This window comes from Kribbella sp. NPDC056345, from assembly GCF_042262745.1.
Classification (GTDB): domain Bacteria; phylum Actinomycetota; class Actinomycetes; order Propionibacteriales; family Kribbellaceae; genus Kribbella.
In genome coordinates, this window is the sequence record NZ_JBHJQQ010000002.1 from 566,547 (window position 1) to 591,551 (window position 25,005).

The 25,005-nt window shown below is 65.8% G+C and carries 27 protein-coding genes, 1 tRNA gene and 1 riboswitch; of the genes, 11 read left to right on the forward strand and 17 right to left on the reverse strand.

Annotated elements, in window-relative coordinates:
• Positions 1–47 precede the first annotated feature (47 nt).
• The gene (locus ACFCV3_RS08360) at positions 48–479 is read left to right on the forward strand and encodes a rhodanese-like domain-containing protein (RefSeq protein ID WP_376027535.1); all 432 of its coding nucleotides are present in this window, start codon (positions 48–50) and stop codon (positions 477–479) included.
• On the opposite strand, the gene ACFCV3_RS08365 is transcribed toward ACFCV3_RS08360, so the two are convergent.
• Positions 476–1,750, reverse strand: coding sequence for an FAD-binding oxidoreductase (locus ACFCV3_RS08365; protein ID WP_376027536.1), 1,275 nt, complete (start codon positions 1,748–1,750; stop codon positions 476–478). The genes ACFCV3_RS08360 and ACFCV3_RS08365 overlap by 4 nt on opposite strands.
• Positions 1,751–1,796: 46 nt before the next feature.
• Between ACFCV3_RS08365 and ACFCV3_RS08370 the strand changes: the two genes are divergently transcribed.
• On the forward strand, positions 1,797–3,200 hold the full coding sequence (locus tag ACFCV3_RS08370) for a PLP-dependent aminotransferase family protein (protein ID WP_376027538.1): 1,404 nt from the start codon (positions 1,797–1,799) through the stop codon (positions 3,198–3,200).
• A gap of 52 nt (positions 3,201–3,252) precedes the next feature.
• Positions 3,253–3,996 (forward strand): GNAT family N-acetyltransferase, encoded by a 744-nt coding sequence (locus tag ACFCV3_RS08375; RefSeq protein WP_376027540.1) that lies wholly within the window; start codon positions 3,253–3,255, stop codon positions 3,994–3,996.
• Positions 3,997–4,116: 120 nt separating this feature from the next.
• Here ACFCV3_RS08375 and ACFCV3_RS08380 read toward each other — a convergent pair whose 3' ends face one another.
• Positions 4,117–5,037, reverse strand: a complete 921-nt coding sequence (locus ACFCV3_RS08380) for an MBL fold metallo-hydrolase (protein ID WP_376027542.1) — start codon at positions 5,035–5,037, stop codon at positions 4,117–4,119.
• 118 nt (positions 5,038–5,155) lie between these two features.
• Here ACFCV3_RS08380 and ACFCV3_RS08385 point away from each other — a divergent pair, with 118 nt between their 5' ends.
• Both ACFCV3_RS08385 and ACFCV3_RS08390 read left to right on the forward strand, forming a co-directional pair.
• The gene (locus ACFCV3_RS08385) at positions 5,156–6,067 is read left to right on the forward strand and encodes a LysR family transcriptional regulator (RefSeq protein ID WP_376027544.1); all 912 of its coding nucleotides are present in this window, start codon (positions 5,156–5,158) and stop codon (positions 6,065–6,067) included.
• Positions 6,064–6,936: a serine hydrolase gene (locus ACFCV3_RS08390; protein WP_376027546.1), complete on the forward strand. Its 873-nt coding sequence runs from the start codon at positions 6,064–6,066 to the stop codon at positions 6,934–6,936. The genes ACFCV3_RS08385 and ACFCV3_RS08390 overlap by 4 nt, the downstream gene beginning before the upstream one ends.
• Here ACFCV3_RS08390 and ACFCV3_RS08395 read toward each other — a convergent pair.
• From ACFCV3_RS08395 to ACFCV3_RS08425, 7 genes are all read right to left on the reverse strand, one after another.
• The gene (locus ACFCV3_RS08395) at positions 6,929–7,318 is read right to left on the reverse strand and encodes a RidA family protein (protein ID WP_376027547.1); all 390 of its coding nucleotides are present in this window, start codon (positions 7,316–7,318) and stop codon (positions 6,929–6,931) included. The two genes, ACFCV3_RS08390 and ACFCV3_RS08395, sit on opposite strands and share 8 nt — an antisense overlap.
• Positions 7,319–7,430: 112 nt before the next feature.
• Entirely contained in the window at positions 7,431–8,204 is a 774-nt protein-coding gene (locus ACFCV3_RS08400) for a thiazole synthase (RefSeq protein WP_376027548.1), read from the reverse strand.
• A gap of 1 nt (position 8,205) precedes the next feature.
• The gene (gene thiS, locus ACFCV3_RS08405; protein WP_376027550.1) at positions 8,206–8,433 is read right to left on the reverse strand and encodes a sulfur carrier protein ThiS; all 228 of its coding nucleotides are present in this window, start codon (positions 8,431–8,433) and stop codon (positions 8,206–8,208) included.
• Positions 8,424–8,539, reverse strand: a riboswitch (TPP riboswitch). (Overlaps the previous gene by 10 nt.)
• A gap of 3 nt (positions 8,540–8,542) precedes the next feature.
• The gene (locus ACFCV3_RS08410) at positions 8,543–9,478 is read right to left on the reverse strand and encodes a DUF5937 family protein (protein WP_376027553.1); all 936 of its coding nucleotides are present in this window, start codon (positions 9,476–9,478) and stop codon (positions 8,543–8,545) included.
• A 7-nt stretch (positions 9,479–9,485) separates the two neighbouring features.
• Positions 9,486–11,447 carry a hypothetical protein gene (locus ACFCV3_RS08415; protein WP_376027555.1) on the reverse strand — a complete coding sequence of 654 codons (1,962 nt, stop codon included), beginning with the start codon at positions 11,445–11,447 and terminating at the stop codon, positions 9,486–9,488.
• A 182-nt stretch (positions 11,448–11,629) separates the two neighbouring features.
• Positions 11,630–12,217 (reverse strand): G5 domain-containing protein, encoded by a 588-nt coding sequence (locus ACFCV3_RS08420; protein WP_376027557.1) that lies wholly within the window; start codon positions 12,215–12,217, stop codon positions 11,630–11,632.
• A 144-nt stretch (positions 12,218–12,361) separates the two neighbouring features.
• Positions 12,362–13,033, reverse strand: a complete 672-nt coding sequence (locus ACFCV3_RS08425) for a hypothetical protein (RefSeq protein WP_376027559.1) — start codon at positions 13,031–13,033, stop codon at positions 12,362–12,364.
• A gap of 154 nt (positions 13,034–13,187) precedes the next feature.
• On the opposite strand from ACFCV3_RS08425, the gene ACFCV3_RS08430 reads away from it, so the two are divergent.
• Positions 13,188–13,260: transfer RNA gene (locus tag ACFCV3_RS08430), tRNA-Lys, on the forward strand.
• Between the two features lie 299 nt (positions 13,261–13,559).
• Here ACFCV3_RS08430 and ACFCV3_RS08435 read toward each other — a convergent pair.
• The 6 genes from ACFCV3_RS08435 to ACFCV3_RS08460 all read right to left on the reverse strand — a co-directional run bounded on the left by ACFCV3_RS08435 (position 13,560) and on the right by ACFCV3_RS08460 (position 17,880).
• Positions 13,560–15,236 (reverse strand): hypothetical protein, encoded by a 1,677-nt coding sequence (locus ACFCV3_RS08435; protein WP_376027562.1) that lies wholly within the window; start codon positions 15,234–15,236, stop codon positions 13,560–13,562.
• 203 nt (positions 15,237–15,439) lie between these two features.
• Positions 15,440–15,883: an Imm1 family immunity protein gene (locus ACFCV3_RS08440; protein WP_376027564.1), complete on the reverse strand. Its 444-nt coding sequence runs from the start codon at positions 15,881–15,883 to the stop codon at positions 15,440–15,442.
• Positions 15,884–15,889: 6 nt separating this feature from the next.
• Positions 15,890–16,726: a DddA-like double-stranded DNA deaminase toxin gene (locus ACFCV3_RS08445; protein ID WP_376027567.1), complete on the reverse strand. Its 837-nt coding sequence runs from the start codon at positions 16,724–16,726 to the stop codon at positions 15,890–15,892.
• A 59-nt stretch (positions 16,727–16,785) separates the two neighbouring features.
• Complete coding sequence (locus tag ACFCV3_RS08450) at positions 16,786–17,046, reverse strand: hypothetical protein (protein WP_376027570.1); 261 nt, start codon at positions 17,044–17,046, stop codon at positions 16,786–16,788.
• A gap of 224 nt (positions 17,047–17,270) precedes the next feature.
• Entirely contained in the window at positions 17,271–17,597 is a 327-nt protein-coding gene (locus ACFCV3_RS08455) for a hypothetical protein (protein WP_376027571.1), read from the reverse strand.
• A gap of 82 nt (positions 17,598–17,679) precedes the next feature.
• Positions 17,680–17,880, reverse strand: coding sequence for a hypothetical protein (locus ACFCV3_RS08460; RefSeq protein ID WP_376027573.1), 201 nt, complete (start codon positions 17,878–17,880; stop codon positions 17,680–17,682).
• A gap of 288 nt (positions 17,881–18,168) precedes the next feature.
• Here ACFCV3_RS08460 and ACFCV3_RS08465 point away from each other — a divergent pair, with 288 nt between their 5' ends.
• The 3 genes from ACFCV3_RS08465 (at position 18,169) to ACFCV3_RS08475 (ending at position 20,648) form a co-directional block, all read left to right on the forward strand.
• Positions 18,169–19,461, forward strand: a complete 1,293-nt coding sequence (locus tag ACFCV3_RS08465) for a helix-turn-helix domain-containing protein (protein ID WP_376027576.1) — start codon at positions 18,169–18,171, stop codon at positions 19,459–19,461.
• Between the two features lie 28 nt (positions 19,462–19,489).
• A complete protein-coding gene (locus ACFCV3_RS08470; RefSeq protein ID WP_376027579.1) occupies positions 19,490–19,849 on the forward strand; it encodes a hypothetical protein in 360 nt (119 codons plus the stop codon).
• Positions 19,850–20,042: 193 nt separating this feature from the next.
• Positions 20,043–20,648, forward strand: coding sequence for a GNAT family N-acetyltransferase (locus ACFCV3_RS08475; protein WP_376027581.1), 606 nt, complete (start codon positions 20,043–20,045; stop codon positions 20,646–20,648).
• Between the two features lie 7 nt (positions 20,649–20,655).
• Here ACFCV3_RS08475 and ACFCV3_RS08480 read toward each other — a convergent pair whose 3' ends face one another.
• A complete protein-coding gene (locus ACFCV3_RS08480; protein ID WP_376027583.1) occupies positions 20,656–22,194 on the reverse strand; it encodes a hypothetical protein in 1,539 nt (512 codons plus the stop codon).
• 683 nt (positions 22,195–22,877) lie between these two features.
• Between ACFCV3_RS08480 and ACFCV3_RS08485 the strand changes: the two genes are divergently transcribed.
• Positions 22,878–23,042 (forward strand): hypothetical protein, encoded by a 165-nt coding sequence (locus tag ACFCV3_RS08485; RefSeq protein ID WP_376027586.1) that lies wholly within the window; start codon positions 22,878–22,880, stop codon positions 23,040–23,042.
• A gap of 113 nt (positions 23,043–23,155) precedes the next feature.
• Positions 23,156–24,121, forward strand: coding sequence for a restriction endonuclease (locus ACFCV3_RS08490; RefSeq protein ID WP_376027589.1), 966 nt, complete (start codon positions 23,156–23,158; stop codon positions 24,119–24,121).
• A gap of 29 nt (positions 24,122–24,150) precedes the next feature.
• Here the strand turns inward: ACFCV3_RS08490 and ACFCV3_RS08495 are convergent, their stop codons facing one another.
• Positions 24,151–24,813: a hypothetical protein gene (locus tag ACFCV3_RS08495; RefSeq protein ID WP_376027591.1), complete on the reverse strand. Its 663-nt coding sequence runs from the start codon at positions 24,811–24,813 to the stop codon at positions 24,151–24,153.
• Positions 24,814–25,005: the final 192 nt, after the last annotated feature.

Here is a 25,005-nt window from a genome sequence, read left to right on the forward strand (position 1 = left end):
CATTTCTGCCACTGTTCTCGGTGATCGGGATGCTTGACGCTGAACACATGACCGAACAGACCGCAGCCATCGCCCACTTCGCCGGGCGGCTGGCCTTCGAGACCGATGTTTCCGACGTGGCCGCCGAGATCGGCGCCAGTGCGACGGGCTGGGTGCTGATCGACAGCCGCAGCCAGGAAAGCTGGGACCAGGGGCACGTCCCAGGCTCGATCCACCTGCCGACTCGCGAGATCGCCGAGCGCGCGGCCGCCGTCGTACCGGATGGTGTGCGCGTGGTGACGTACTGCTGGGGGCCGGGGTGCAACGGCGCGACCCGGGCGGCGTTGGAGTTCGCGAAGCTCGGTTATCCGGTCAAGGAGATGATCGGCGGTTTCGAGTACTGGGCGCGCGAGGGCCTTCCGGTCGAGACCGCCGCCGGAATCGAACGCCGGCAGTCCGACCCGCTGACCGCTCCGCGCGGAATCGCCTGTGCCTGTTAGACAGTGACCACCGCGGGCGCGATGTTCTGGTTCAGGTGGAAGAGGTTGGCCGGGTCGTATTTCGCCTTGAGCTCGGCCAGCCGGGCGAGCTTCTCCGGTGGGAACGCGCGGTGGATCGCCTCGCCGTTGAGGGTGTTGACGTAGGCGCCTTGCGCGTACGGCGCCAGCGTCGCCGCGTACTCGCGGATCTGGCTGATCCGGTCCTCGTCCTCGGCGGCGTCTTCCCAGCGGGTGGACGTGACGAACTCGAACAGCGTGTCCCGGTGGCTGAAGGCGGCCGCGTCGTCCGGGGTGTCGCAGATCGCGCCGCCGTACGCCTGCAGGCTCGCGGAGACGCCCGGCGTACTGATCAGCGCCTTGATCGCCTCGTCGGGCAGGGACTTGAAGTAGTGGCCCTTCCAGTAGCGGCGGTAGCGGTGCCCCTGCACGTTGTCGTCCCGGGTCTGCAATGTCAGGTAAGGCATCGCCTCGACACTCTCGTGGATCACGGGGCCGAGCGCGCGGAACTCGGGCAGCAGTTCTTCCCCGCCCGGGCCGACCCAGACGTACCCAAGGGTGACGCCGTCCGGGGTGATCGAGGCGGTGAAGGTCGCCTCCCGCGGGGCGGTGCGGTTGAGCTCGCGCCAGCCACGCAAGGCGTCGTACGCCGCCTCGATCGGATAGGTGAACTCGGCAACCAACGCGCGGGTGCCGACCTCGTGCAGCCGGAACTCGAACGAGGTGACGACACCGAAGTTGCCGCCGCCACCGCGCAGTCCCCAGAACAGGTCGGCGTTCTCGTCCGCGGTCGCGCGGAGGACGTCGCCGTTCGCAGTCACCACCTCGTACGCCGTGACGTTGTCGCAGGCGAGCCCGAATCGCCGGGCCAGCCAGCCCATCCCGCCGCCGAGGGTCAGCCCGCCGACCCCGGTGTGCGAGACGTTGCCGGCGGTCGTCGCCAGACCGTAACGCTGGGCGGCCCGGTCGAGTTCGCCGAGCAGCGCGCCGCCCTGGACGATCGCGGTCTGGCGTTCGAGGTCGATCTCGACCGCGCCCATCGGGGTCAGGTCGATCATCAGGCCACCCTCCGGGACGGCCAGGCCGGCGATGTTGTGGCCGCCGCAGCGGACGGCGAGCTCGAGGTTCTCGGTCCGGGCCAGCTGGACCGCCTCCACCACGTCGGCGGTCGTCCGGCAGCGTGCGATCACAGCCGGCCGGCGGTCGATCATCGCGTTCCAGACCGAGCGGGCTTCGTCGTAGTCGCGGTCTCCGGGGTGCAGAAAGGTCGTCATGGATCCACCCTGACAGTCCGGCGGTACTCCGATAAGGTCCAGTTTCGTGAGCCGAATCAGGACCAGTTCCGGAGAGCTGTTGATCGAGCTGCAGCGCTCAGGTGGCGCTCCGCTGCATCAGCAGCTGGAGAGTGGCATTCGTGACCGGATCCGGGAGGGGCGGCTGCGGGCCGGTGCGGTGATGCCGTCGACGCGCTCGTTCGCCGACGATCTCGGGTTGTCGCGCGGTGTGGTGGTCGAGGCCTATCAGCAGCTCGTGGCCGAGGGGTATCTGGTCAGCCGGGCCGGCGGGTACACCGAGGTCGCAGAGGTGGCCGCGATCGAGCCGCCGGGTGTGACGATGCTGACGGGCGTGGAATCACGGATCGACTTCCGCTACAGCCGGCCGGATGTCTCACAGTTCCCCCGGGTGGCGTGGCTGCGGTCGATCCGCCGGGTGCTGAACGAAACGCCGTACCGGAGTCTTGCGTACCTGGACGGGCGCGGCACGATCGAGCTGCGGACCGCGTTGGCGGACTACCTCAATCGAGTCCGCGGTACGGCGGCGCGGCCGGAGCACATGGTGATCTGCAACGGGTTCGCGCAGGGATCGCGGTTGCTGCTGCAAGTCCTTGCTGCCCAGGGATATCGGTGTATCGCGGTCGAGGATCCGTCCGACAACGACCTGCGCCGGGTGGCTCACGCGGCCGGGTTGGCGACGGTCGGCGTACCGGTTCTTGAGGGCGGGGTTGATGTCGAGGCACTCGAGCGGTCCGAGGCGGACGTCGTACTCGTGACTGCGGCGCATCAGTTCCCGACCGGTGTGGTGACGTCGGCGGAGACGCGGGCGGCGCTGGTGGCGTGGGCCGCGTGGCGGGACGGGCTGGTGATCGAGGATGACTACGACGCGGAGTTCCGGTACGACCGGGAGCCGATCGGTGCGATGCAGGGGCTGATGCCGGATCGGGTCGCGTATGCCGGGACCGCGAGCAAGACGTTGGCCCCGGGGCTGCGGTTGGGGTGGATGATCCTGCCGCCACGGTTGGTCGAACCGATGGCGGAGGCCAAGCTGATGGACGACCGCGGGTCGCCGGTGCTCGATCAGTTGGCGTTCGCGGACTTCGTGGCGCGGGGTGAATTCGATCGGCACCTGCGCCGGATGCGGCCGCGGTACCGATTGCTGCGGGACACGTTGGTGGAGCGGCTGGCCGTGCGGTTGCCCGAGCTCGTGCCGACCGGGATCTCGGCCGGGCTGCACGTGATGGCGCTGCTGCCGGACGGTCTGACCGAGTCTGCGGTCCAGGCGGCTGCGCTCGAGCGAGGACTGGGTGTGTATGGGCTGGCGCCGTATTGGGTGACGCCGCCGGGGCCTGCCGGACTCGTCTTCGGGTACGGCGGGCTGACCGTGAATTCCGTGATCGAGGGTGTCGATCTGCTGGCGGAGGCGGTCGCGGCCGCGCGTCGCTCGTGAATAAGTATTCATTTCGTTGCAATTTGATCCTGGTGGTTCTACTCTCGGATAGGTGATCACCGCAGCTGGAATCGACCACCTGATGAACCGGGGCTGGCCTGCCGCGCACAGCACCGAACTCGACGGCTGGCTGGTCCGACGAGCGGCCGGTGTCACCCTGCGGGCGAACTCCGTGCTCCCGGCCGGAGCGCCGTACGATCTCGGAAAAGCCTTGGACTACGTGGAAACGCTGTACCAGGCACACGGCATCACGCCGTCCTTCCAGATCAGCCCCGCCGCCCAGCCGACCGACCTCGACGACCACCTGGCCGCTCGGGGATACCAGCTGAAGAATCCCACCCTCGTGCAGTGCGCCGAGGTCGGCGACGTCCTCGCCGCACTCCCTTCATCGGCGGTCGAGGTGAATATTTCCTCGGTTGCCGACGACGCCTGGATGCAGTTCTGGTGGCAGAACGACGGCCGCGGCGGCCCCGCGGAGCAAGCCGTCGCCCGCCAGATCCTCGACCGCGGCCCCGCCCTCTACGCCACGATCCGCTCCGGCGATCAGATCGCCGCCATCGGCCGGCTGGCCCTCGTCGACGACTGGTCCGGCCTCTACTGCATCGCCACCGACCCCACCTTCCGCCGCCAAGGCTTAGCCCAAGCTGTCATCCGGGCCTTGCTGCAGAAGGCAACAACCCAAGGCATTGGGCACGTCTTCCTCTCGGTCCTGGCCAACAACACCCCAGCCCTGACCCTCTACAACCGCTTCGGCTTCACCACCGTCTCCCGCTACCACTACCGCACCCTCGCCTGACTTCCGGCCGCACGGCGTACAGAAGAACTGGTAGTAGTGGCCTCCCGCGCCTTGTAGCCAGCCGTCCTGAGCGTGCGCGGGAGCTGAGCCGGTGACCTACTAACAGTCCTTCTGTACGGGTTAGAGGGTTAGCTTCTCCAGGTGGTCGAGTACTACGAAGTTGGCGCCGGCATTTTGGGCGGAGGTGCGGAGGGGGGTTAGGTCGGTCCAGGGGATGCCGGGCTCGGTGAGGGGTTTGTCGAAGTCGTCCCAGTGGGTGGCGATGACGGTGGTGACCGGGTTGATGGTTTGGAGGAGGCGGTCGGTGATGCCGGGTTCGCCGCCGGGGGCGGCCAGGAGTACGTCGACCTGGAGGTCGCGGAGGGCGTTCGGGTCGAAGTTCGCCGTACTGAGGCTGAGGATGCGGAGACCGCCGATCGTGATGACGTAGGCGAGCGTGCCGCCTTCGACCAGGTCCTCGATCACGCGGGGGCGTGGCGGTACTGCTTCCTGGCGGTAGCCGGGGTAGGCGTAGGTGTGGCGCTTGCCGCCGCAGGAGTGCAGGGACGGGTAGACCTCGATGGTGAAGCCGTCGAAGACCAGGTACTCGCCACCGCGGACCGCCGACAGCAGGTCGGCCTGGGTGCGCATCGCCTTCAGCAGGTTGACGTGCGACTGGGTGCCGAGGACGGTCGCCTGGGTCTTGGCGGCGACGTACGGGACATCGGCCATGTGGTCGTAGTGGCCGTGGTGGACCAGGATCGCGTCCGCCTTGCCGATGTGCTTGTCGACGGCTGCCTTGTCGATCACCAGCTTGGTCTTCGGGTCGGCGCCTTCGGGGGTGAAGGTGCCGGTGTGGAAGCGGGTCACCCACGGGTCGGTGAGGACGATGTGCTCACCGCAACGGATCTGCCAGGCGTGGGTGCCGAGCCAGGTGAACTCCACCGGCGTACGTCGGGGTTGTGGCTTGCTGCCTGTCTGCGCGGTGGCTGGGGCGCCGATCATCCCGGCGGCTCCGACCGCCGCCGCCCCTGCGAGCATGCCTCGTCGCGTCACCTTCACTGCGTTCTCCTCTCGCCGTTCCGGAGCTTTCAGTCAAGGTGAAGGCAATGAGGTGTGTCGAATATGCTTTCCGGCATGAGGCGAGTGGCTGGGGATATCACCGCAGGTCAGCCGGGTCATGCTGACTGAGCGGCACTTGCAGATCTTCGTCGCGCTCGCCGAGGAACAGCACTTCGGGGACGCCGCGCGGGTCGTCGGAATCACCCAGCCGCCGCTGTCCCAAGGGCTCCGCCGGCTGGAGGCGCTGGTCGGGGCGAAGCTGTTCGAGCGGGGTTCGACCGGCGTCGAGCTGACGGCCGCCGGTGCCGCGTTGCTGCCGTTCGCGCGGCGGGCGCTGACCTCGATCGAGGAACTCCACCAGGCCGCGGTAGCCCGCGATCCGGAGGGCCCGGAGATCCGCCTCGGCCTCGCACCCGAGGTCCCACCGGCCGCGGGTGCCGCAGTCGCAGCCGCCTGCGGCGCGGCGGTTCCGGGCAGCCGGGTCACAGTCGTATCGGCGCCAACCAGCTCACTCACCAGCCAGGTATCGTCCGGCCGCCTGACCCTCGCCGTCGTACTGCACCCCACCGTCCTGGACGGACTCGACGCAGGCCCGGTGCAACTCCTACCAACATGGGCCCTAACACCGGCCGGCCTACTCACGAAGCCCGTGTCCCGCGCCCGCACAGCTCAGGTGGGGGATGGGAGCGGGGTTGTGGAGTTGGGGCGGTTGGGTGGGGTGCCGGTGGCGGTTCGGCCTCGGGGTGAGGCGCCGGCGGCTCGGGATCTGTTCCTGGATACGTTGGCGATGCATCGGCCGGATGGTGGGACGGTCGTGGTGACGGATGAGCGGGCCGCGCTCGCTATGGCGGCGGCTGGGCAGGCGATCGTGGTGACTGCGGACCCGTCGCTGGGCGCGCCCGGTGTCGAGCGGTACGAGTTGGCCGGCGATCCGCTGCCCACGCGGTTGCGCTTCGTGTGGTCGCGGTCGCGGGCTCCGTTCGAGCTTGACGTGATCGCACAGTTGACCGACGCGTTGGTGATCGGATGAACGCCCGAATCCGCGCGACCTTCGCCGACGCCGGGGTGCGCGGCTGGCTGCATGCGGTTGCGCTCGATGCGCCGGAATCAACAGTCGCCGTCGATGCGGACGACGTCGTACCGATGGCGTCGGTCTACAAACTTCCTTTGCTCGTTGGGTTCTGCCGTCTGGTCGACGAAGGCGAGCTCGATCCCCGCGCGCGACTCACCCTCGACCCGTCGACCCGAACCCCCGGCCCCACGGGGTTGTCCCTGATGGCCGACCCCGTCACCATGTCGCTCCGCGATCTCGCCGTGTCGATGATGGCCGTCTCCGACAACGCCGCGGCGGACGCGCTGCTCGACGTGGTCGGCCTCGATCGACTTGCCGAGCTGCTGCAATCCTTCGGCCTGCAACAGACCTGGGTACGGCGGGGGACCGCGGCCAACCTGGTCGACCTGCAACGGCGTACCGGAATGGACGATCCGGACGCGGCCCTCGCCGTACTGGCTGACAACAACCGCGCCACCCCGACCGGGGTCTACGAAGCAGCCAACGCCTCCGCGACCACCCCGTCGGACATGACCCTGCTACTCCGTCGGCTCTGGACCGGTGAACTGCTCTCCGCCGCCCAGACCGACTTCGCGAAGGCGACGATGCAGCGGCAGATCTTCCAGCACCGCCTGGCCTCCGGCTTCCCGCACGACAGCATCCGGGTCGCCGGCAAGACCGGCACGTTCGGCGCCCTCCGCCACGAGGTCGGCGTCGTCACGCTCCCCGCCGGCGACGCCTACGCGGTCGCCGTCTTCACCCTCACCGCCCGCGCCGACTGGCGCCAGCCGCGCGCCGACGCCACCATCGGCCTCGCCGCGCAACTGGCCGTCAACCTGCTCAGATAACGGCGTACGCCTCGATCTCGATCAGAGCATCGGGACGGAACAGCGCCACCACCTGTACGGCGGTGCTGGCCGGCGGATTGGCCGTGTCGACGTACTCATCCCGAACCGTCCGCAAAGCAGGCAGCCCGCCCAGATCGGTCAGGTAGTAGTTCAGCTTCACAACATTCGCCCACGTAGCCCCAGCAGCCTTGAGAGCTGCATCCAGATTGGCAAACACCTGCCGTGTCTGGGCTTCGGCATCACCCTCGCCAACAATGTTGCCCTCAGCATCGAGTGCGACCTGACCGGCGATCGCGACCCACTGCCCAGGACCGGTCACCACATGGCTGTAACCGTTCCCCGGCGCAACCCCCTCCGGACGCGGATACTCCAACTTGCTCATCCATCCTCCATCGAACGGTGATCTCGGACCGGGAGCATAGGCCGGGCGCAGGGCGACGTCCGCTCAATTTCGCCTGGGACCGAAGACCAGGCTGGACTACTCGCGACAACGGCTAGAACGTCGGCAGTCCGGTTGTGGGTGAGGATGCCTGTGCGGAGTGCCAGCGGCGCGGGACTCGGCCGGCCAGCAGGGCGTTGCGGCCGGCGGTGACGGCGTCGCGCATGGCGGCTGCCATTAGCGCTGGTTTCTCCGCGCGGGTGACCGGGGTTGCCAGCATCACCGCGGCGCAGCCGAGCTCCATCGCGAGCGCGGCGTCGCTCGCTGTACCGAGGCCGGCGTCGACGATGACCGGGACGTTCGCACCCTCGACGATCAGGGAGATGTTGTGCGGGTTGCGGATGCCGAGGGCCGAGCCGATCGGCGCGGCCAATGGCATCACGGCCGCGCAGCCCGCCTGCTCGAGACGGCGAGCCAGGATCGGGTCGTCGTTGGTATAGGGGAGCACGGTGAAGCCGTCGGCGACCAGGATGTCCACGGCGTCGAGGAGCTCGACCGGATCGGGGAGCAGCAGGTGGTCGTCGGCAACCACCTCGACCTTGATCAGGTCGGTCCCCAGTGCCTCGCGGGCCAGCCGGGCGGTCAGCACGGCCTCGGCCGCGGTGTGACAGCCGGCAGTGTTCGGCAGGATCTCGATCCCGTGCCGCTTCAGGACGTCGAGCACCGAGCCCTCGTGCCCGGTCCCCAGCCGGCGCATCGCGACCGTGGTCAACTGGGTGCCGGAGGCAATCAATGCCTCTTCCATCACTTCCAGGTTGGCCGAACCGCCGGTACCCATGATGAGCCGCGACGAGTACGTGCGGCCGCCCAGCTCGAAGGGGTCGTCCATGTCAGCCTCCCTGGACCGCGCCGACGATCTCGACCCGGTCACCTGCCGTCAGGATCGTGGCGGCCCACTCGTCGCGGGTCAGCACGCTCTGGTTCACCGCGACTGCGATCCCGGTCTGCCGATCCGACATCTCCCGGACCAGCTCCGCGACCGACATCCCCGGTCCGCTGCTGGTCGCCGTACCGTTCACCCACACCGCGTGCTCATGCGGTGACTCGTCGTACGTCATGAGGTCCTCCCTACGCCGGAATTACCCGATTCAGGTTCAGCGGTCGGCGACGCCTGCTCTGTCGCCCTCTCAGCCCACTCCGGTGCGAGCTCCCGCGGTGCTATCGACTTTAGTTCCCCGTCAGCAATTGGGCCAATTCTGTCGGCCTGTAGAGCACATGCTTACCGGCTCGCTGGGGCTCGACCAGGCCGGTACGGCGGAGCAGTTGCAGGTGCTGGCTGACTGCTGACGGGGTGACCTGGAGCTCGGCGGCCACGTCGGTCGTGGTGCGCGGGTGCGTGAGGAGCTGCAGGATGCGGGCGCGCGCCGTACCGATGAGGTGGGCCAGGTCCTGTGGCGTGGGTGGGGCGACGACGGTCCACAGGTTGGCCTGGCCGCGGGGTGGGTAGCCGAGGAACGGTTCGGCGCCGGGGTCGTACGGGATCACGGCGTGCGGGCCGAACAGGGTCGGCTGCAGGACGAGACCGCGGCCGTCGACCTTCTCCACGCGACTGATTTCGCTCACCTTGTCGACCTTCAAGAGGCCTTGGCTATAAGAGATCGCCGGGCCGAGTTCGTTGAGCATCGCCCCGGTGCCTTGCTGGGTGAGCACATGACCGCGGTACGTGATGTCGGCGGAGAGGATCGTCCGCATGCGATTCCAGTACGGCGCCATGACCGTCTGCCAGTAGTCGTCGAGTGCTGTGGTGACTCGGGCCGGCGTGAGACCTTCGGGCAGCTCGCCGTTGACCGCTGTGAGCTGTCTGGTGAAGGTCTCTTGATCGACTGCCGCTATCAGCGCGAGCTCGTCGGCGAACTGGGTGAGCGGGGAGGTCGGCCGCGGTGTGAGGTAGTCGGGGCTGCCCATGGTGTCGTTGACGAGGTGGCTGAGGACGGTCCAGTCCAGGTCTGCGAGGAGGGGCTGGACGGCACGGATCCACGGCAGCTGCAGCGGGAACCGGCCGGGATCGCGCAGGGCCCGCAGTGAGAGCACTGTCTCGCACGCGGGTGACAGGGCGAACCGGACCTCCTCCAGATCCCGGGACGTCAGTTCGTAGGTCAGCACTCGTTCATTACATCCCGCGGTAGCCCGGACCGCCTCGTTGGGTTGTGTGGTTCTCGGGCCTGTCGTGTCGCGCGATCGGGCCGGTGTCGTCGTCGAGGACCTTGCCGGTGGCCCAGGCGTCGTCGGTGATCGCGTTGCGCGGTACCGCCAGGGCTAGCTTGAAGTCCTGGTCCGGCTGGGCAGTCGTGTTGCCACGGATCTGAACCGCGACGGTCTTGCGGGTCTCGCCGGGTGCGAAGGTGATCGTGGTCCTCAGCGGGAGGACGATCTCGGGGTCCGCTGTGAAGCCGGCTGTCTCGGCGTGAACAGTGATCTGCTGATGGCTCGGCCTGTTGAGGGTGACCGTGAAGTTGACCTCGGTCGTGTTGTTGCCCTCGGCAATTGGTGCGGCATCGGCGACCGAGATCCGGGGAAGGTGGTTGATGGTGGTGCGGCCGCGGGACGGCGTGCTGAGGGCGAGGTCGGAGATGAAGATCCGGCCCTCGGTGGTGCGGTCGGTGCGGAGTTCTACTGCCTTGAGATCCGTTGTTTTCAAGGGGATTCGCACTGTTCTCAGTAGCGTTTTCGGTTGGCCGTCTTCGGGTTTGCCGGGGAGATGGGTGAGGGAGACGGCGACATCGCGGTGGTCTCCTCGGTTGTCGATCAGTCTGATGGTGAGGTCCTGGGGCGACGGCTGGTCCGGGTCGGCGGCGGCGCGGAACGTCAGTACGCCGTACTGCTTCTGGGCGTTGACCGGGATGCGGATCGCACCTGGGCCGGTCCAGTGGAGTGCGGTGATCGCTGGGTTCGGGACGCCGGGGAGGAAGAAGCTGGGGACCCAGTGGGGGAAGCGGTCGGGCTGCTCGTTCTCGGTGCAGAACGGGAGCTCGGGGTTGGGATCGGGGAGCCAGGACGGGCTGCCGGTGCAGACGGTCGCGGTCAGGGCGCCGGTCGTGGTGACAGGTTCGTCGAACCGTGCGAGCTCGAGGCGGTCGGGGGATTGTGCGGTGACGTTGGGGTTCGAGCCGTCGAACAGCTTTCCCTGTGCTTCCTCGCCGCCGAGGATCCAGCGGAAGAAGCCCGAGATGTACGTGCGCCCGAGGGTCTGCTGCTGAACCGCGGTCAGGCGTGTGGGCGTCGCCGTACCGCAGGGTTCGTCGTTCGGGTTGAAGGCCCAGTCGTCGGTCGCGGGGGCTTCGGCCTGGCCGGGGGTCCACTCGCTGTTGAAGAAGTTGTGGTTGGCGCCCATCAGGAGGACCGTCGATTTGGGTGCACTATCCGGGGCTTGGCGGGAGTCGTCGTACAGGTGCTGGCCCTGCAGGTCGTAGACGTCGCCGTCGCAGTAGCCCGTCAAAAGGTTGAGGGCGACGCCGGGCAGGGCCTGTCGGGTGGCTGAGGTCGAGGCGAGCGGGAGGACGGCCTTGATGCCGTAGGGGTGGGGGCGGGCCGCATTCGCGAGCGTTGCGGCGACCACTCCCTCGCCGCCACGCGAGTGGCCCATCAGGCCGACGTTGTTGAGGTCTACCCGGCTGGAGTGTTTCCACAGGTCGAGGTGGGCGAGGACGAGTTCGCCACGCAATCTGGTCGCGGCGTCGAGGGTCTTGCTGACGTTGCGGTTGACCGCATTCGAGCTGATGGAGACGACGACGTACCCATGTTTGGCGAGCTCGTTGCCCGGGGCGTCGTACCCACGGAAGCTCGGGACCGGGCGCTGGTCGGTGGCACAAGGCCATCGCTGGACCTCGTCGCCGCCGTAACAAGCCTCGTGGAACCCATGCAGGAACACGACCATCGGCCGCTTGCCGGGCGCGTCTCTCGGCGCGTAGACCTTGGCGCGCAGCTCGGACTTGACGCCGCCAGGCAAAGTGATCGCCTCGTCGCCGAGGTTGTACTCACTCGTCGCGACGCCGTAGGTCGCCTCCCCGGCATGGGCGACCCCGCCCGTAGCCGTCAACACCGCCACCACGACCAAACCCAGCCAAGCCTTCACGAGCCCACCCCTTTCAGGCTCTCACCATCCCCTCTCTCAGATCGGTGGACCCGACATCTGCCCCTGAACCCCGCACACCCTGCCCGTCCGGACCCCAGGCCCATCACAACTGCAGACCGCGCCCTGTCTGCACGCTCAGCGAGTGGCCGCTCGCCCAGTTGTGATGGCCTGGCGGTCCGCTGCTACTCGCAGCCGACGCCGTCATCGTCGGAGTCGAGGCGGTAGATGTCGGACCCAGTCACGGTCACCGGACCATCGACGTACTCGGGTCCGTTCCCGCTCCCACCGGAGCAGTCGACGTCACTCGCGATCGGCACGCACCCGCTGTAGTTCGGATCGCACCCGGACTCCACCTCCTCCTCGACCTTGGTCCCCACCGCCGTCACCTGCGACCGCGGTTGCTTCGCGACCTCCTGCCGAACGAGCTTCCTCCCCGTCTGCTTCCCGCCCAAGTAGGTGACGGCGTACGTCAGCTTCCGCGACCCGTTCGCTCCCGCCGTCCGGATCTCCTTCGTCCCCTTCGGCAGTTCGCTGTCCGTGACCGTCTTCTTCTTGAACGGAATCACCTGATACTCGACCACCGTCCGCGTCGTCGTCGGTACGACGGACTTCGGCGTCGGTGGGGTTTTCGGTGTCGGCTCGGCCTTCGGTGCCGGCGGTTCGCTGGTCGGTGCCGTCCGCGTGATCACCCGCCCGCCGGCGACGGCAGCCGGTTCTGTGGATTCCGCCGTACCGCACCCGGCCCCGAACCCGAGCACAGCAACAGTCATTAACGCAGCACGAATACGCAACGCACTTCCCCCCAACCCGCCGTCGGTTCCCCCCGCGGCGGAATTGTCAGCGCCCGGACCACCCAGGCGACAACTGCATAGCACCCCGATCGATCCCTCGACCAGACCTCAGCGCCGTACATCTCAGCCGGTTGCCACACCGACCCCCGCCAACGCCGCGAAGACGATCCCGGCCAGCAGCCCGACACTCCCGAGCACGATCAACGGCCCCGCACTGATCGGCGGCTCCGGCACCCGCTGCTGGAACACGGCGAACAACCGCTCCTCAGCCGGCCGGACCTCCCGCAACAGCACCGCCGAAGGATGCGACCGGGCACTGAAGGTCTCCATCGCCTCCATAGCCGCCCGCGCAGCCTCCACCGCCGCCCGAATCACCGCCACGATCACCCCACCGGAAGCGAGCGTCACGAACCCGATCAGCGCCGCCTCGGTCTGCGCCAACCCCGCCCCAGCCGCCTCCGCGGCCGGCGCCACCGCCTCCCGCAACGCCTGGAACGACCACAACCCGAAGAACCCCAGCACCGCCGCCGCGAACCCCACCACAGCGATCACCGTCGTCAACGGATTCTGTGCCTTCACCGCCGCCGCGAACGCCCGGGCATCCGTCGCCAGATCCCCCGCATCCCGAGCCAGCCCCTCATAGTTGGCCAGCGCCTCCGCGCGCGCCCGCAACTTCACCCCGATCACGATCCGATCGGCCAGCCCCATCGACGAGGCCTGCCCGACGATCTCCTTCCAGGCGGACACCACCTCGTTGTGCCCATCCACGATCGAAGCCCGCTCAACAACCCCCATACCGCCCCCTTGCCCCAGCCCCCCGGCGCGCGAGTAGTACTCCCCTGACCCCGACAGTACGCCCCAGACCACCCCCCGAACACCCCTCCAACCACCCCACCACCCCCACCCCACCCCCAAACCTGCAACACTTGTCCCCAACCCCTCACCACCGGGGCCTCTAGCTCAATTGGCAGAGCAGCGGACTTTTAATCCGCGGGTTGTGGGTTCGAGTCCCACGGGGCCTACAAAACCCCAGGTCAGAGGCCTGACCTGGGTCAAAGGACACCGCCTCCGGCGGTGACAGTTCTTTCGGCGCCTCCGGCGCGTACGCCCACCGTGGTCTCCCCTAACCCTGCCCGGCGGCGGAGAGGTGGCCGGGTGGTTGGCACGCCTGTTGCGGCTGGGACCTGGGGAGCCAGCTGGACGACTGGCCGCCAGCGTTTCGCGCGTTAGAGCACCTCGATCACCTGAGCGACCGTCGATGCGCTCGATGCTGCTGCTGATCGGACTGCCCGTCGCTTGGGAGGCCCGGCTCCTCAATGGCTTAGGTCTTTCGGACGGCACCCGTGAACCCGGCGAGGAACAAGGTCGCTAGTGCCCAGGCAATTAGTTGGAGGGCCCAGCCTGCGGCGGTAATGGCCTCGCCTGCGCTGGTGGGTGTCGTGGCGCAACTGTCTCTGGCGGTGACCTTGATCAGGGGCAGACCGAGATCGATCCCGACGCCGATCTGCTCCACCGTGGTACAAGCGGCATTGGGTGTGGTGGTGCGGGTTGTGTGAGCAAGGCCGCCGTGGTGGCCGCCGGCAATGATCGCCAAGGTGACTGCCGCAGCCAGGACGGCGAGGAGATAGAGCAGAGCGCGCCAGGGCTGATAGCCGAAGCCCAGCAGGACTCCTGTCGCCTTCGCCCAGGTGCGTTCGGAGAATCCAGTGACCGCTCTGCGGCGAATCTGATCGCGGCGTTGAGCCATGAGGACTTTCCGCGTGTCGCCGTCGTGGCCAGCAGCGCGGGTCGCGGCCGCCAGTTGCTGATAGGGCTGAGCGCTATAACTAGGCGTGCGATGTGCGAATGCGGCCAGCCAATCGGCGACGCTCGGGCCTTGCGGCGAGCCAGCGTAAACCAGGCCGTCAACATCCAGAGTGCCATTCGCCCCGGTCAGGCGCTTGATGCCCGCCAGGTCGAGCGAAAGTCCACCGACACGGGCCATCGTCAGCACGAGCGCCGGATGCTCAGGCCCTGAGGAAGCGGTGAATCCGTCAGTCATCACCAGATTGCCGTCGACCTGCAGGTTGTGGGCATACAGAGCGGGACCGGTCGCGTTGCAAATGGCGGCGCCCGTCGCGCTCAGTTGATTGCCGATGTGCGCGCCAAGCAGTCGGACGGCACCGCTGTCGCCAGCTCCAGTTGCTGTGAACCCAACGCCCAGAAACAGACTGCCGTCGACCCGAAGCCTGTCGGCGGCCAGCGCTGGGCCCGTCGCGTTACTGACAATGCCGCTCGTGCCGCTCAACAGACCGCCGACGCGTGCACCATTCAGCCGGACAGTCCCTCGTCTGCCAGCACCTGTTGCGGTGAACCCGTCGTTCAGGAACAGATCGCCCTCGACTTGCAGTCCGTCGGCGTAGAACGCAGGACCGGTGGTGTTGTATATGGCAGCACGCGCGGCGCTCAGCTGACCGCCTACACACGCACCGACGAGCCGGACAGCGCCCTCTTTGCCAGCACCTGTTGCGGTGAACCCATCGTTCAGGAACAGATCGCCTTCGACCCGCAGCCCGTCGGCGTAGAGGGCAGGACCGATGGCGTTGCAGATGGCGGCGCCTGCGACGATCAGGTGGCCGGCTACATGAGTGTCCCGCAGAAGCAACCCCTCAATGCGGCAGCCGCTGAGCTCAACTGGCTTGAGTTGAGCATTGGAGAGATCAGCTCCTGATGGGAGGTAGCACATCTCCAGACTGAGCGGCACAGTGGCGGTGACGTGACGTGAATCCAGGTGACCGTCAACTCGCGCGCCCCTGAGCCTGATGCCACGCGGGTCGGCCTCGATGGCAAGTTTGCCGCGCAGGATGTCGCGAATGACAGTGGCTCGGAGGCTGCGCTCAGCTCCCCACGCGCTCATCTCCTCCTCGGAGACGTTGTCCTGGCCGTCCGTCAGATCGAGCAGGCTGCCTTCCATGACGCACTGCAACAGTTGCTCTTCCAACCGAGTCAGGTCGTCCATGCTGCCCCCAATGACGTTGGCGAGAAGCCTAGCCATCCTCTATCCACCTGCGGCAGATTGGACGCCTAAGACCGCTCGTCTGTTCCCCTCAGAGGACCGGAGTTCAGGCCGCCCTTTGCCGCCCTGGGCTCGGCACGCGCGTCTCTACCGCAGTCAAGACGCTCGCCCTCCCGATCCACGGACGCACCCTTGGCCCGGCGCGCTCAACTGACGCCTTCGGGCCAGGCGCGCCACTCGAAGGACTGCGGTCGGACGCCGTCACCCGTCAGGAACTCCCGGACCGCCTGCCGCACCTGATCGATGCTGACTTCGGAGTCCTGCGGCCAGCCCTGCTCATGACCGGTGTAGTAGTAGAAGACCTCTTCGCGCTGGCTGACCTGCCCGGGGACGTACCAGCTGCCTTCGTGCGTGCCGTCGTCGCCGGCGTAGCGGATGCCGCCGACTTTCGCTTCGGCGTGGAGGGCGACCCGCAGTTCGTGATCGGGTACGCCGGAGTCCATCAGCGGGCGGGCCGTGCTGTAGAGGGTGATGACGGAGGTGCCGAAGCACTCGGCCAAGACGGAATCGATGAGGGCGTCGACGTCGTCGGCAGACTCGAGAAGCGTCGGTTCATCACCCTTGAAGAAGCCTTCCACGGTGTTCGGCATCGTCACTCATCCGCTCTGTGCTGGGTTGGCATACGTCTTCTTGAATCCGCCAGGACCGAAGATGGTCAAGGTACCGCCTGGTGGCAGGAACAGTTTCAGCAACTGGTCACAGCCGAATCGACCCGGGCATGGGCTCTTGTTGACCACGATCGTCTCGTGCATCAGACCACGTTCGCGCATGAACAAGGCGAACTTGGCCTCCACATGTGAAGCGACCATCGGGTCGGCGTCCTGGCGGCCGATCCGATGCTCGCGCATGAAGTCTTTGACTTGCTGGTAGTACGGGTCGGCGTCCTGTCCGTCGCTGCTGCACTGGCCGCTGGCGAGCGGGCGTTCCTTGCCGTCGGCATCCTTCCAGAGTCCCCGAGTCTTCGGTCGGCTGACGGCTGACTCCTCGCGGATGGGCAGCGTGCCGAACAAACGCCGGGCTTCCTCGTCGCTGATCCGCTGAATCTGCGGCAGCTCTTCGGGACCCGTATCGTCGCCGTCTCCCGCGACTCTGTCCTGCTGGACAACTTCGGGCTCCCCCTGGTCCTCCTTTCGCCGACCTTCCGCTGATGATGTGCTTGCGCTCGGGTCCAGTTTTCGGCCATCTGCGGATCCGCTGCTCGGCTCGATGGTCCGTCCACCCCTGACCATCTGCTCAACCCACGCCCTCGCTTGGGTCTCAGCAAGGGACAGGTAATAGGCGGCTTCTTCGCAGCGCCGCGCGGCCTCATTGAGCTGCGTGGCGGCCATCCGGGCGCTCGGGTTGTTGCTTGTGCTGCCGATCCATGCTGCCACCTCGCGGCTTTTTCTGGCTCGGTCGTGCAGATAGTTGACCGCCCGCGTGGACTCGTTCATGCAGGCGAGCAACTGCTCGGCGACCCACTGCAGCTCGGAGGGCAACGCGCTGCGGCCGGCTAGATCTGGTCGGCGTAGCTGCGGCAGCCGGCCTCGGCGATCTGCAACGACTGCACGGCTTGGTCGACAGACTTCGCGGCAGCGTCGAGCATCGTCGCGATGTCCTGGTCGGCCCGCGTCGCCGTACCGCGGATCAGGGCGTGCACCTGCCGGCTGGACTGCTCGAAGCGCTGCTTGAACCCGGCCAAGCTCGCAGCGCCCTGTCGTGACTGGTCAGCCAGACCGTGCAACTGCATCTTCATCTGTTCGACCTGGGACATATGTGGGCCTCATTTCCAGGAGGTGCTGAGGAGAGGGTGGAGCGGCTGGCGCAGGACGGACTCGCCTCCGCGTCCCGCGCCAGCCGGTCAAGGGAGTCCTTGTCCGAGTCCTGCATAGGGGAGGGGAGGACTCGGACAAGGACCGCAAGTGGCAGGATCGATGGGTGTGCAGCGATCTTCTGCACGTGAAGGGCTGAGGACGACTCCCCACCGATCCCGCCGATTCATGGGGCTACCTTGTGCAGCATCATGCGAGCCCTCGTGACGCGCTCGAACTGCACTCGTACCTCTTCCGGATTTCCGACCAGTGCGAGGTGCTGAAGACCTGGCAGGACTATTGCCCTGATCTGGTAGCGGTTGACCGAGGCCACCAGCGCCTCGAACGTTGCCGGAGCGGTGCCGGGGTTTTCGATGTAGATCGAACCCATGGCAAAGCCTTCGAGCTGGGCAAAGGCTTTGAGTTCACGCTTCAGGTCATCGACATGTCGGTCGGACAAGTACAGGTCACGCCGGGCATAGCCAAGCAGCAGTGGGCGGGTGTAGTCGGTCATCGCTCGTCGTCCATCCACCGGCGGAACTTCGCGACCAAACGCTCCCAAAGCAAGGACCGCCAGCCGGATGGCTGCTGGCCGTTCACGAGTTAGCAGCATCTTTGTCCACCGCCACAGTGACTGGCTCGATGGTGACGCGAAGACTCGCGAAGCGCCGAGTCATTGCGGCTTGGTACTGGATGGCAGTCGCCGGTTCGGCGGTGTACTCCGCGATGACGTGCTCGCCGAACCAGACGCGGACACGGCGGTCGGCCTGGCGTGGGTCGTCGACGAGGGCAGTCACTCGCCACGCACCTCCTCCGAGATGTCTCGGATCATGAACCCGTACAAGACAACCGCGATGAGCGTGAGGACCCACGTACCGGTCATGGCGCTTTCAACTCCTACGTCGAGATGAGGGGCGGCGATTAGAGGCGGTGCGGTGGATGTCGAGCGACACCCACTGGTCCGGCCTAGACCCAATTGCATCCCTTACGCTGGGTACACGACAGCGCACGTTTGTGGCATCTCTGGCGCATCCTTGACCAACGCCGCACAGACGCGGCACTCTGCCAAGCAATCCGGTGGGGAGGTGGAGAAGACGGTGGCAGGCAAGCGAACCCGATTGTCTGAGTGGCGACGCGCCGCTGGGTACAGCCAGGAGCGCTTGGCCGAGCATCTCGGCGTCGACCGCTCGACCGTCGCTCGCTGGGAGTCTGGCGGTACCGTGCCGGTGCCATTCGCCCGCCCCCGTCTCGCCGCGGCGCTGGGCGTCTCAAGTTCGGAGCTCAATGCTGTCTTAGGCGACAGCGTGCCATCAGGCTTGCAGCCGGCCGCCGACTCGCTGGCTCTCGGAAGGCTGGCCGAGACTGACTTGCCGCGCCGAGACTTGTTGCGACTCCTCAGTCTGGCGGGCACCGTTATCGCGGGAGCCGAACTGGTCAGTGACCGGGGCGAGTTCGTCGCCACCGGGCCTCTGGATGCCAGCTCGGTTGCGGAGCTGGCGATCTTCAACCAGCAGCTCTGGCAGATCTTCGCCATGGCAACGGCCAAGCAGGCGGTGTATCCGCTGGTGACGCAACAACTCGTTCAGCTGGTCGACCGGCTGAAACGGACCCATCGAGCAGCCACGCGCCAAGCTCTCTGCGAGCTGACTTGTGACCTGTTTCAGCTGGCGGGCGAGGTCTTCTTCGACAACGACCAATACAACTCGGCGGCCCACTGCTACACCCTGGCCGCACAGGCTGCCCGCGAAGCAGGTTCCCACGACATGTGGGCCTGTGCTTTGACTCGGCACGCTTTCATCAGCGTGTATGAACAGCAGTTCGCGGACACGGTCCCGATGCTGGCTTCGGCAGCCGACTTGGCTGCCAAAGGCGACTGCGCCCTCTCCACGCGCTACTGGGTGAGTGCCGTGCAGTCCGAGGCCGCCGCCGGGCTGGGTGACCTGACTGCCTGCGAGCGAGCACTAGAACAGGCCGAACAAGTCAGAGGTCTGGGCCGCGACAGTCAGACTGGAGGATGGCTGCGCTTCGATGGTTCGCGGCTACCCGAGCAACGTGGCACCTGCTACACACTCCTCGGCAAACCGGACCTGGCGGAGAGGTCTTTGCAACAGGCACTGAGCACCTCGGTCTCGCTGCGACGGCGCGGTAGTGTGCTCGTGGACCTGGCAACCGTGGGAGTGATGCGCCGAGATGTCGAGCAGACGGTGACCTACGCAACCGCCGCCATGGACCTGACGGAGCAGTCTGGTTCGGGCGTGATCGCTCGCAAACTCTCCGGCCTGAACCAGCAGCTCGCCAGCCACCGCCACGATCCCCAACTGTTGCGCTTGACCGAAGACATCTCGGCACGCCTGTCCGTCGAGCGCTCGCCGCTGTAGGAACCCTTCCGTCCAAAGGAGCAACGCGTTGTCGAACGAACAGGGCCGCATCTTCCGTGACGCATGGATCGCAGGCGTCACGAAGCACTACCCCGGCGAACCAAAGCCCGGGTACATCACCCCCTGGGAAGAGACACCTGACTGGGAGCGCGAGAGCGCGGCGGCCGTCCACGATCAGGTGCGGGCGTTCGTCGAGGTCTCCGAAGGAAATACAAGCAAGCTCAGCCGAGAGCAAAAGGGCCGCTTCGTGGCACTGTGCTGGATCGCGCAGATCTACCGCCACATCCCAGATCCCAAGCCCAGCTACGTAGCCGACTGGAACGACCTGCCAGCCTGGCAGCAAGAAACTGACGCGGACATCTTCGAACGGATCGAAGGCGTGAGTTGACACTTGCTACGTCTGCGCCGGCCGTGCTCTAAGCCACCGCCAGGCCCGCTTCATAGACGAGATCGTGACGACCGAAGGGGCCGAGCCGATATCGCTCCTCGCCGGACACCATGGCTGGCCAGGCTGCCCGCATCGGCATCAGCTACGACCGGCCGGGGCCGGCATGGCACATGTCGACCAAGGGGAGCCACCAGTGACAGACGTCCCGACGTACCACCTCCGGGTCGCCGAAGAGGCCGACGTTGAATCCGTCCTGGCGCTCCGCCGTCACGCGGAGCAATGGCTTCGAGACGCCGGAATCGAGCAGTGGACGAAGAGCGAGTACGGCGCTGGCGTCATGAAAGGATGGATAGGTGCCGGGAGCACCTTTGTCGTCCAAACCGACGACGGCGACATCATCGGAAGCCTCTCGCTAGACGCCGGTGACGCCGACTTCTGGACGCCCGAGGAGCTGAGTGAACCGGCTCGCTATCTGTACAAGTTCATCCTCCGCTCGGACCATCGCGGCAACGGTCTCGGAGACGTCCTGCTGGACTGGGCGAGCTACCGCACGGAGTCGACCGGAGACCTGTATCTCCGCCTCGACTGCTGGCGAGACAACACAGGCCTGCACAACTACTACCTCCGCCGCGGCTTCCAGTACATCGACACCCGGCCGCACCCCATCCGCATGTCCGGCGCCCTCTTCGAGCGCTCCGCCGAACTGCGCCTAGCCCAGTCGGCGCCACTCCGCCTCATCGACGGCAACTTAGGTCACCAGTTCCACCCTGTCCCAGGTGTCCCACGGTCCCAGGGATAGCCGCGTTCTAATTCTTGTAGCGACGGCCGGGGCGCAGGCGATCGCGCAAGAGGTTTGGATTTGCCAAGAATTCGAGCAGGTATAGGAATCCCAGCCAGCCTAGGTCGTGCGGGACATCCCCATTGTGATGTGCCAAGAGTGCGTTAGTTCGCGCCATGCTGCCCGGTCGGTTCGTTCCGTGTCCGTGTGTGGCATCCCGTAGGACCTTGATGTATTGAGCGGTGGCTCCGTCGAAGTCGACTAAGTGTTCCGAACCCTTGATGTCGGGTATGTGGATGCCTGCGCTTTTAGAGCTCATGAAAAAGCCCGCTTGCATTTCCTTCAGCGCAGCGACGGAGCTTGCTGCGCGAGGAAGTAACACCTGTGCGGCATCGCTAGGCATAGTTTCGCGGAGTGAGTCAAGGGTTTTGGTTGCGAATCTCAATGAGCAATGCGTTTCGATCGGACGCCCCGTGAGTCTTTGTAGCGTGTCCAATATGGTGAATAAGAGAACCCTGCGCGCGTGAACGTCGCGATGTGCGAGTTGAAGAGACGTGATTCTGCGAAAAAGCTGCTCAATGCTGAGTAGAGTGTGCATCTGCTTCGTCGGTTCGTAGTATCCATCGCTATCGACGTAATACGAGAAGTCGGCGAGGGTTGCGAACAGTTGGTTCAAGGCGGTCGTGTACCACTCGACGGCGTTTGAGCTGGATGAGGGGCCGAAGTCGGGGTGCGGGATCTGATCTAGTCCGCCTTGAATCCCGATCGTCTGTATGAGCTCGGCGGCATCGGAGCCGATGCCATTCAGGGTTCTGCCGTAAGTCTGGATGTTGCAGCCCATGCTGTTGCTGGAATAGAAACCCCACACCCATGGGCTTAGTGAGCCAAGCAGGGGCCCTAGGTACGCATCGAAGGTGTAGATTCCCGCGTACAGGCTGCTGGATGATTGGAAGAGTTGTCCTTCAGCGGAAAATTGCTGCTGTAGGTATTGTGGGCCCTGTGCCTTGAACTCCTCGTCATGTTCGAAGCGCATCCACATCGACGCAAATTTCAGGCGATGGAACAAGGTTTCGTTCCGCCAAACAAAGTAGCTTGATGCGTCGGACAAGGGGAGAGCGTCCGAGTCCCCTGGGTCAGGTATTTCTATTAGGCTCTGGTGTACGTCTCGTGCTATGGAACTGAGCTGCTCTGGTGGGGCCGCCACCAAACACATTCGTATGTAGGTAATAAAGTCAATGAGATCTTCACTGATCTCGGCCCGCTCGCCGAGTTTTCGAATCGTCTCCACCGCTTGGTCGCTTGGCGTGTGTTGGATCATCGGACTGTGGGTATCGATCAGATGAAATTGATCGCCGTTGACTGTCGGCCCTGCCAGGCGCTCGAATCCAACCAATTTGGGTTGGCGTCGAAAGTAGTTCTCGGTGGTCTCGACTGACCAAGAATCAGGTGAACCGGGGAGTCGCTTTGAGTAGACATCAAGGTGCTGTAGAAGGCCTTCCGGATTTCCGCCAAACAGCCAGCTTGGAACACGTATCTTTGCGTAATTCTCGGGTGCCCGTGAGGCCATCCACGCAACCTAGCCCATGGATGTGGGCAGCGACGAGACCTTGGGAGCCACGGGCCAGCCTTCATCACCCACCTGTTACGAGAGAGGCTGGAACATGAGGCCATGGTTTACCCCATGGTTTTCGGCGGGAGACGTTGGGAAACATCATGGTCTCCTGGGGCTGATCCGATCCGAAGTAGGTGCTCGCCAGCGGGAAGCTTGGGTGCTGACGGGAAGTGTCGGGAGCGCGGCGGGGGGGAATCCGCGGGTTGTGGGTTCGAGTCCCACGGGGCCTACCAAAAGGACACCGCCTCCGGCGGCGCCTGTTCCTTCGGCGCCTCCGGCGCGCACGCCCACCGCGGCCTCTCCTGACCCGACCCCGGCGTCTGATAGGCGGCAAAACCGCAGGTCAGAGCCAATATGGCGGCCGGAGGGACCTCACTCGGCGCGCTCAGCTGACGCTTCGGGTCGCGCCATTCGAAGGAATGGGGTCGCGCGCCGTCGCCCCGGCAGAAACCCCCGGACGGATCCGACGGAGCAGGCCGGTTGGGGCGTGATCGCTCGCAAGCTGTCAGGCCTGAACCTGCAACTCGCCAGCCACCGTCACGATGCCCAACTGCTGCGCTTGAGCGAAGATATTCAGCACGCCTGTCCGTCAAGCGCTCGCCGCCGCAGGAACTTCCCGGTCCAAAGGAGCAACGCCGTTGTTGAACGAGCAGGGCCGCTTCGTCGCGCTGTGCTGGATTGCGCAGATCTACCGCCGCATCCCAGACCCCATGCCCAGCTACGTAGCCGACTGGGACGAGCTGCCGGCCGGGCAGCGAGAGACGGACGCGGACATCTTCGAGCGGATAGAAAGCTTGAGCTGACCCGCTGTTCTGCGCGGCAACACGCCTGACGATATGGAGATGATCTCGGTATGACGAACGTGTGGGGGATCCACAACGACACGCTGACCTCGGAGTTGACCGACGGTCATTTCGTGAGTGTCGGCTGGGATGAGCTCAACTACGATCTTCGGAGCATCGGGTCGTCGAGGGACGACATCAAGGCCGCGCTCGCCCCGGTGTTCCCCGAGCGTAAGCCCAACGCGATCGCCGGATGGGCCGGCATCATCCACCGTTTCGTCTACGACATGCAGGTAGGCGACGTCGTCGTCGCGCCGTACAAGCCCGACTCCACGATCAACCTCGGCGTCATCGTCGGCCCTTACGGGTTCGTCGCAGACGCTCCGACCCATCGGCACCGGCGACCGGTGCGGTGGCAGAAGCTTGGCGTTCAGCGGACTGTCTTCACGCAGCCGGCGCTCTACGAAGTCGGTGCGTTCCTCACCGTTTTCTCGATCAAGCGCCATGCGGCGGAGTTCCGGGCCGTACTTGCTGCCAGCGGCAACACGGTCGATAGCGCGACCGCCGCCGTCGAAGAAGTCCTGCCGACTATTCCGGACGAGACTGTTGACGAGCCCCGGGTCTCGCGCATCGAACGGCATACTCGCGACTTCGTCCTGGATCGGCTCAAGAGCGACCTGGGTCATCGGGAGTTCGAGGAGTTCACGGCCGACCTGCTGCGGGCCATGGGATATCAGGCCCGCGTGACCGCCTATACCCAGGACGGCGGCGTTGACGTGATCGCGCACAAGGACCCGCTCGGCATCGAGCCGCCACTCATCAAGGTTCAGTGCAAGCACACGACGAATGCGATTGGTGCGCCAGACGTTCAGCAACTCCTCGGAACGCTTGCGCAAGACGAGTTGGGGCTGTTCGTAACCCTCGGAGCGTTCAGTCGCGAAGCTCACGGGATTGAACGGGCCAACCGGCGACTTCGACTGGTGGGCGGCGAAGATCTTGTCGATCTGGTGCTCCAGCACTACAGCAAATTGACTGCGCAATGGCGCCTGCGCATCCCGTTGGCCACGGTCCTCGCCGTGGACGACTCGGCCGATCGCTGAGCTGACCGGCGAGCCGTGGTGGCGGTGGGTTATGTGATGGCTCGGCGGTGGGCTTGTTTGATTGCTGTTGAGACCTTGTCGATGGGTAGAGGGTCGGTGAGGCCTTTTTCGTTGGCGACCATTACCGAGGTGAAGGTTCCGAGGCTGCACATCTGGCCTGTGACACCCTTCGGGTTGGCGCGGGTGGGGATCACCGTGACGATGACGGACGATTTCGGCGGGCGGCCCTGGAGCTCCAGCATCTGTGAGAACAGGGAACAGGCCTCGTCCGGGTCGAGGTTCTGGCCCGCCTCGAGGAGTTTGACCGCGGCACGTAGCTTTCGCGCGTTCTCCGTGTCTGACAGCATGCCGGAGGACTGTAGGGCCCGGAGGATCTCTGGTAGGGATCGTGCCCACACTGATGCGTCGATACCGATCACCTGTACGTACCGACCGTCCGGCCTGGACCATTGGCAGTTGGGTACCGCACCTGTCAGACCAGGCTTCGCGTCTCCAGCGCCCTCCATGAGCTGAGCAAGCTCGGATGCTGTCAGCAGGTCGCAGGCGTCGGGCGTGGCCTTCGAATTCGACGCAGTCGCTGGAGTGGACGCCGGCGCTGTGGTTGGCGTCGGCTCGGGGCGGGCTGAATTCAGCTCTGCCGAGGAGCAGCCACTTGCCAGCGCGAGCGCCAAGGCGCCGATGAGGATCCGCATCGCGCGATTGTCACACAGGTACGGCCATAACCGGGCGGTTCTGCCGCAGTGGAACACGTCCGCAGGTGAATCAAACGTGTGATGAGCGAAAGTCCCCAGCACTGCAGGGAAGTCTGTTAGTTGCCGGTGGCATGGGTTGATAAACATTCGCGTACGGCGGGGTGCGGATGATGGGGTAGTGGGGTGACTGAG

What these genes read in the sequence shown, in the direction of transcription:
- ACFCV3_RS08495 (WP_376027591.1), bottom strand. Translation starts at nt 24,813, where the DNA reads ATGCGGATCCTCATCGGCGCCTTGGCGCTCGCGCTGGCAAGTGGCTGC.
- thiS (WP_376027550.1), bottom strand. Translation starts at nt 8,433, where the DNA reads ATGACGTACGACGAGTCACCGCATGAGCACGCGGTGTGGGTGAACGGT.
- ACFCV3_RS08385 (WP_376027544.1), top strand. Translation starts at nt 5,156, where the DNA reads ATGCTGACTGAGCGGCACTTGCAGATCTTCGTCGCGCTCGCCGAGGAA.
- ACFCV3_RS08400 (WP_376027548.1), bottom strand. Translation starts at nt 8,204, where the DNA reads ATGGACGACCCCTTCGAGCTGGGCGGCCGCACGTACTCGTCGCGGCTC.
- ACFCV3_RS08390 (WP_376027546.1), top strand. Translation starts at nt 6,064, where the DNA reads ATGAACGCCCGAATCCGCGCGACCTTCGCCGACGCCGGGGTGCGCGGC.
- ACFCV3_RS08445 (WP_376027567.1), bottom strand. Translation starts at nt 16,726, where the DNA reads ATGAACGAGTCCACGCGGGCGGTCAACTATCTGCACGACCGAGCCAGA.
- ACFCV3_RS08365 (WP_376027536.1), bottom strand. Translation starts at nt 1,750, where the DNA reads ATGACGACCTTTCTGCACCCCGGAGACCGCGACTACGACGAAGCCCGC.
- ACFCV3_RS08440 (WP_376027564.1), bottom strand. Translation starts at nt 15,883, where the DNA reads ATGCCGAACACCGTGGAAGGCTTCTTCAAGGGTGATGAACCGACGCTT.
- ACFCV3_RS08395 (WP_376027547.1), bottom strand. Translation starts at nt 7,318, where the DNA reads ATGAGCAAGTTGGAGTATCCGCGTCCGGAGGGGGTTGCGCCGGGGAAC.
- ACFCV3_RS08480 (WP_376027583.1), bottom strand. Translation starts at nt 22,194, where the DNA reads ATGGCCTCACGGGCACCCGAGAATTACGCAAAGATACGTGTTCCAAGC.
- ACFCV3_RS08360 (WP_376027535.1), top strand. Translation starts at nt 48, where the DNA reads ATGACCGAACAGACCGCAGCCATCGCCCACTTCGCCGGGCGGCTGGCC.
- ACFCV3_RS08450 (WP_376027570.1), bottom strand. Translation starts at nt 17,046, where the DNA reads ATGTCCCAGGTCGAACAGATGAAGATGCAGTTGCACGGTCTGGCTGAC.
- ACFCV3_RS08455 (WP_376027571.1), bottom strand. Translation starts at nt 17,597, where the DNA reads ATGACCGACTACACCCGCCCACTGCTGCTTGGCTATGCCCGGCGTGAC.
- ACFCV3_RS08420 (WP_376027557.1), bottom strand. Translation starts at nt 12,217, where the DNA reads ATGACTGTTGCTGTGCTCGGGTTCGGGGCCGGGTGCGGTACGGCGGAA.
- ACFCV3_RS08435 (WP_376027562.1), bottom strand. Translation starts at nt 15,236, where the DNA reads ATGGACGACCTGACTCGGTTGGAAGAGCAACTGTTGCAGTGCGTCATG.
- ACFCV3_RS08425 (WP_376027559.1), bottom strand. Translation starts at nt 13,033, where the DNA reads ATGGGGGTTGTTGAGCGGGCTTCGATCGTGGATGGGCACAACGAGGTG.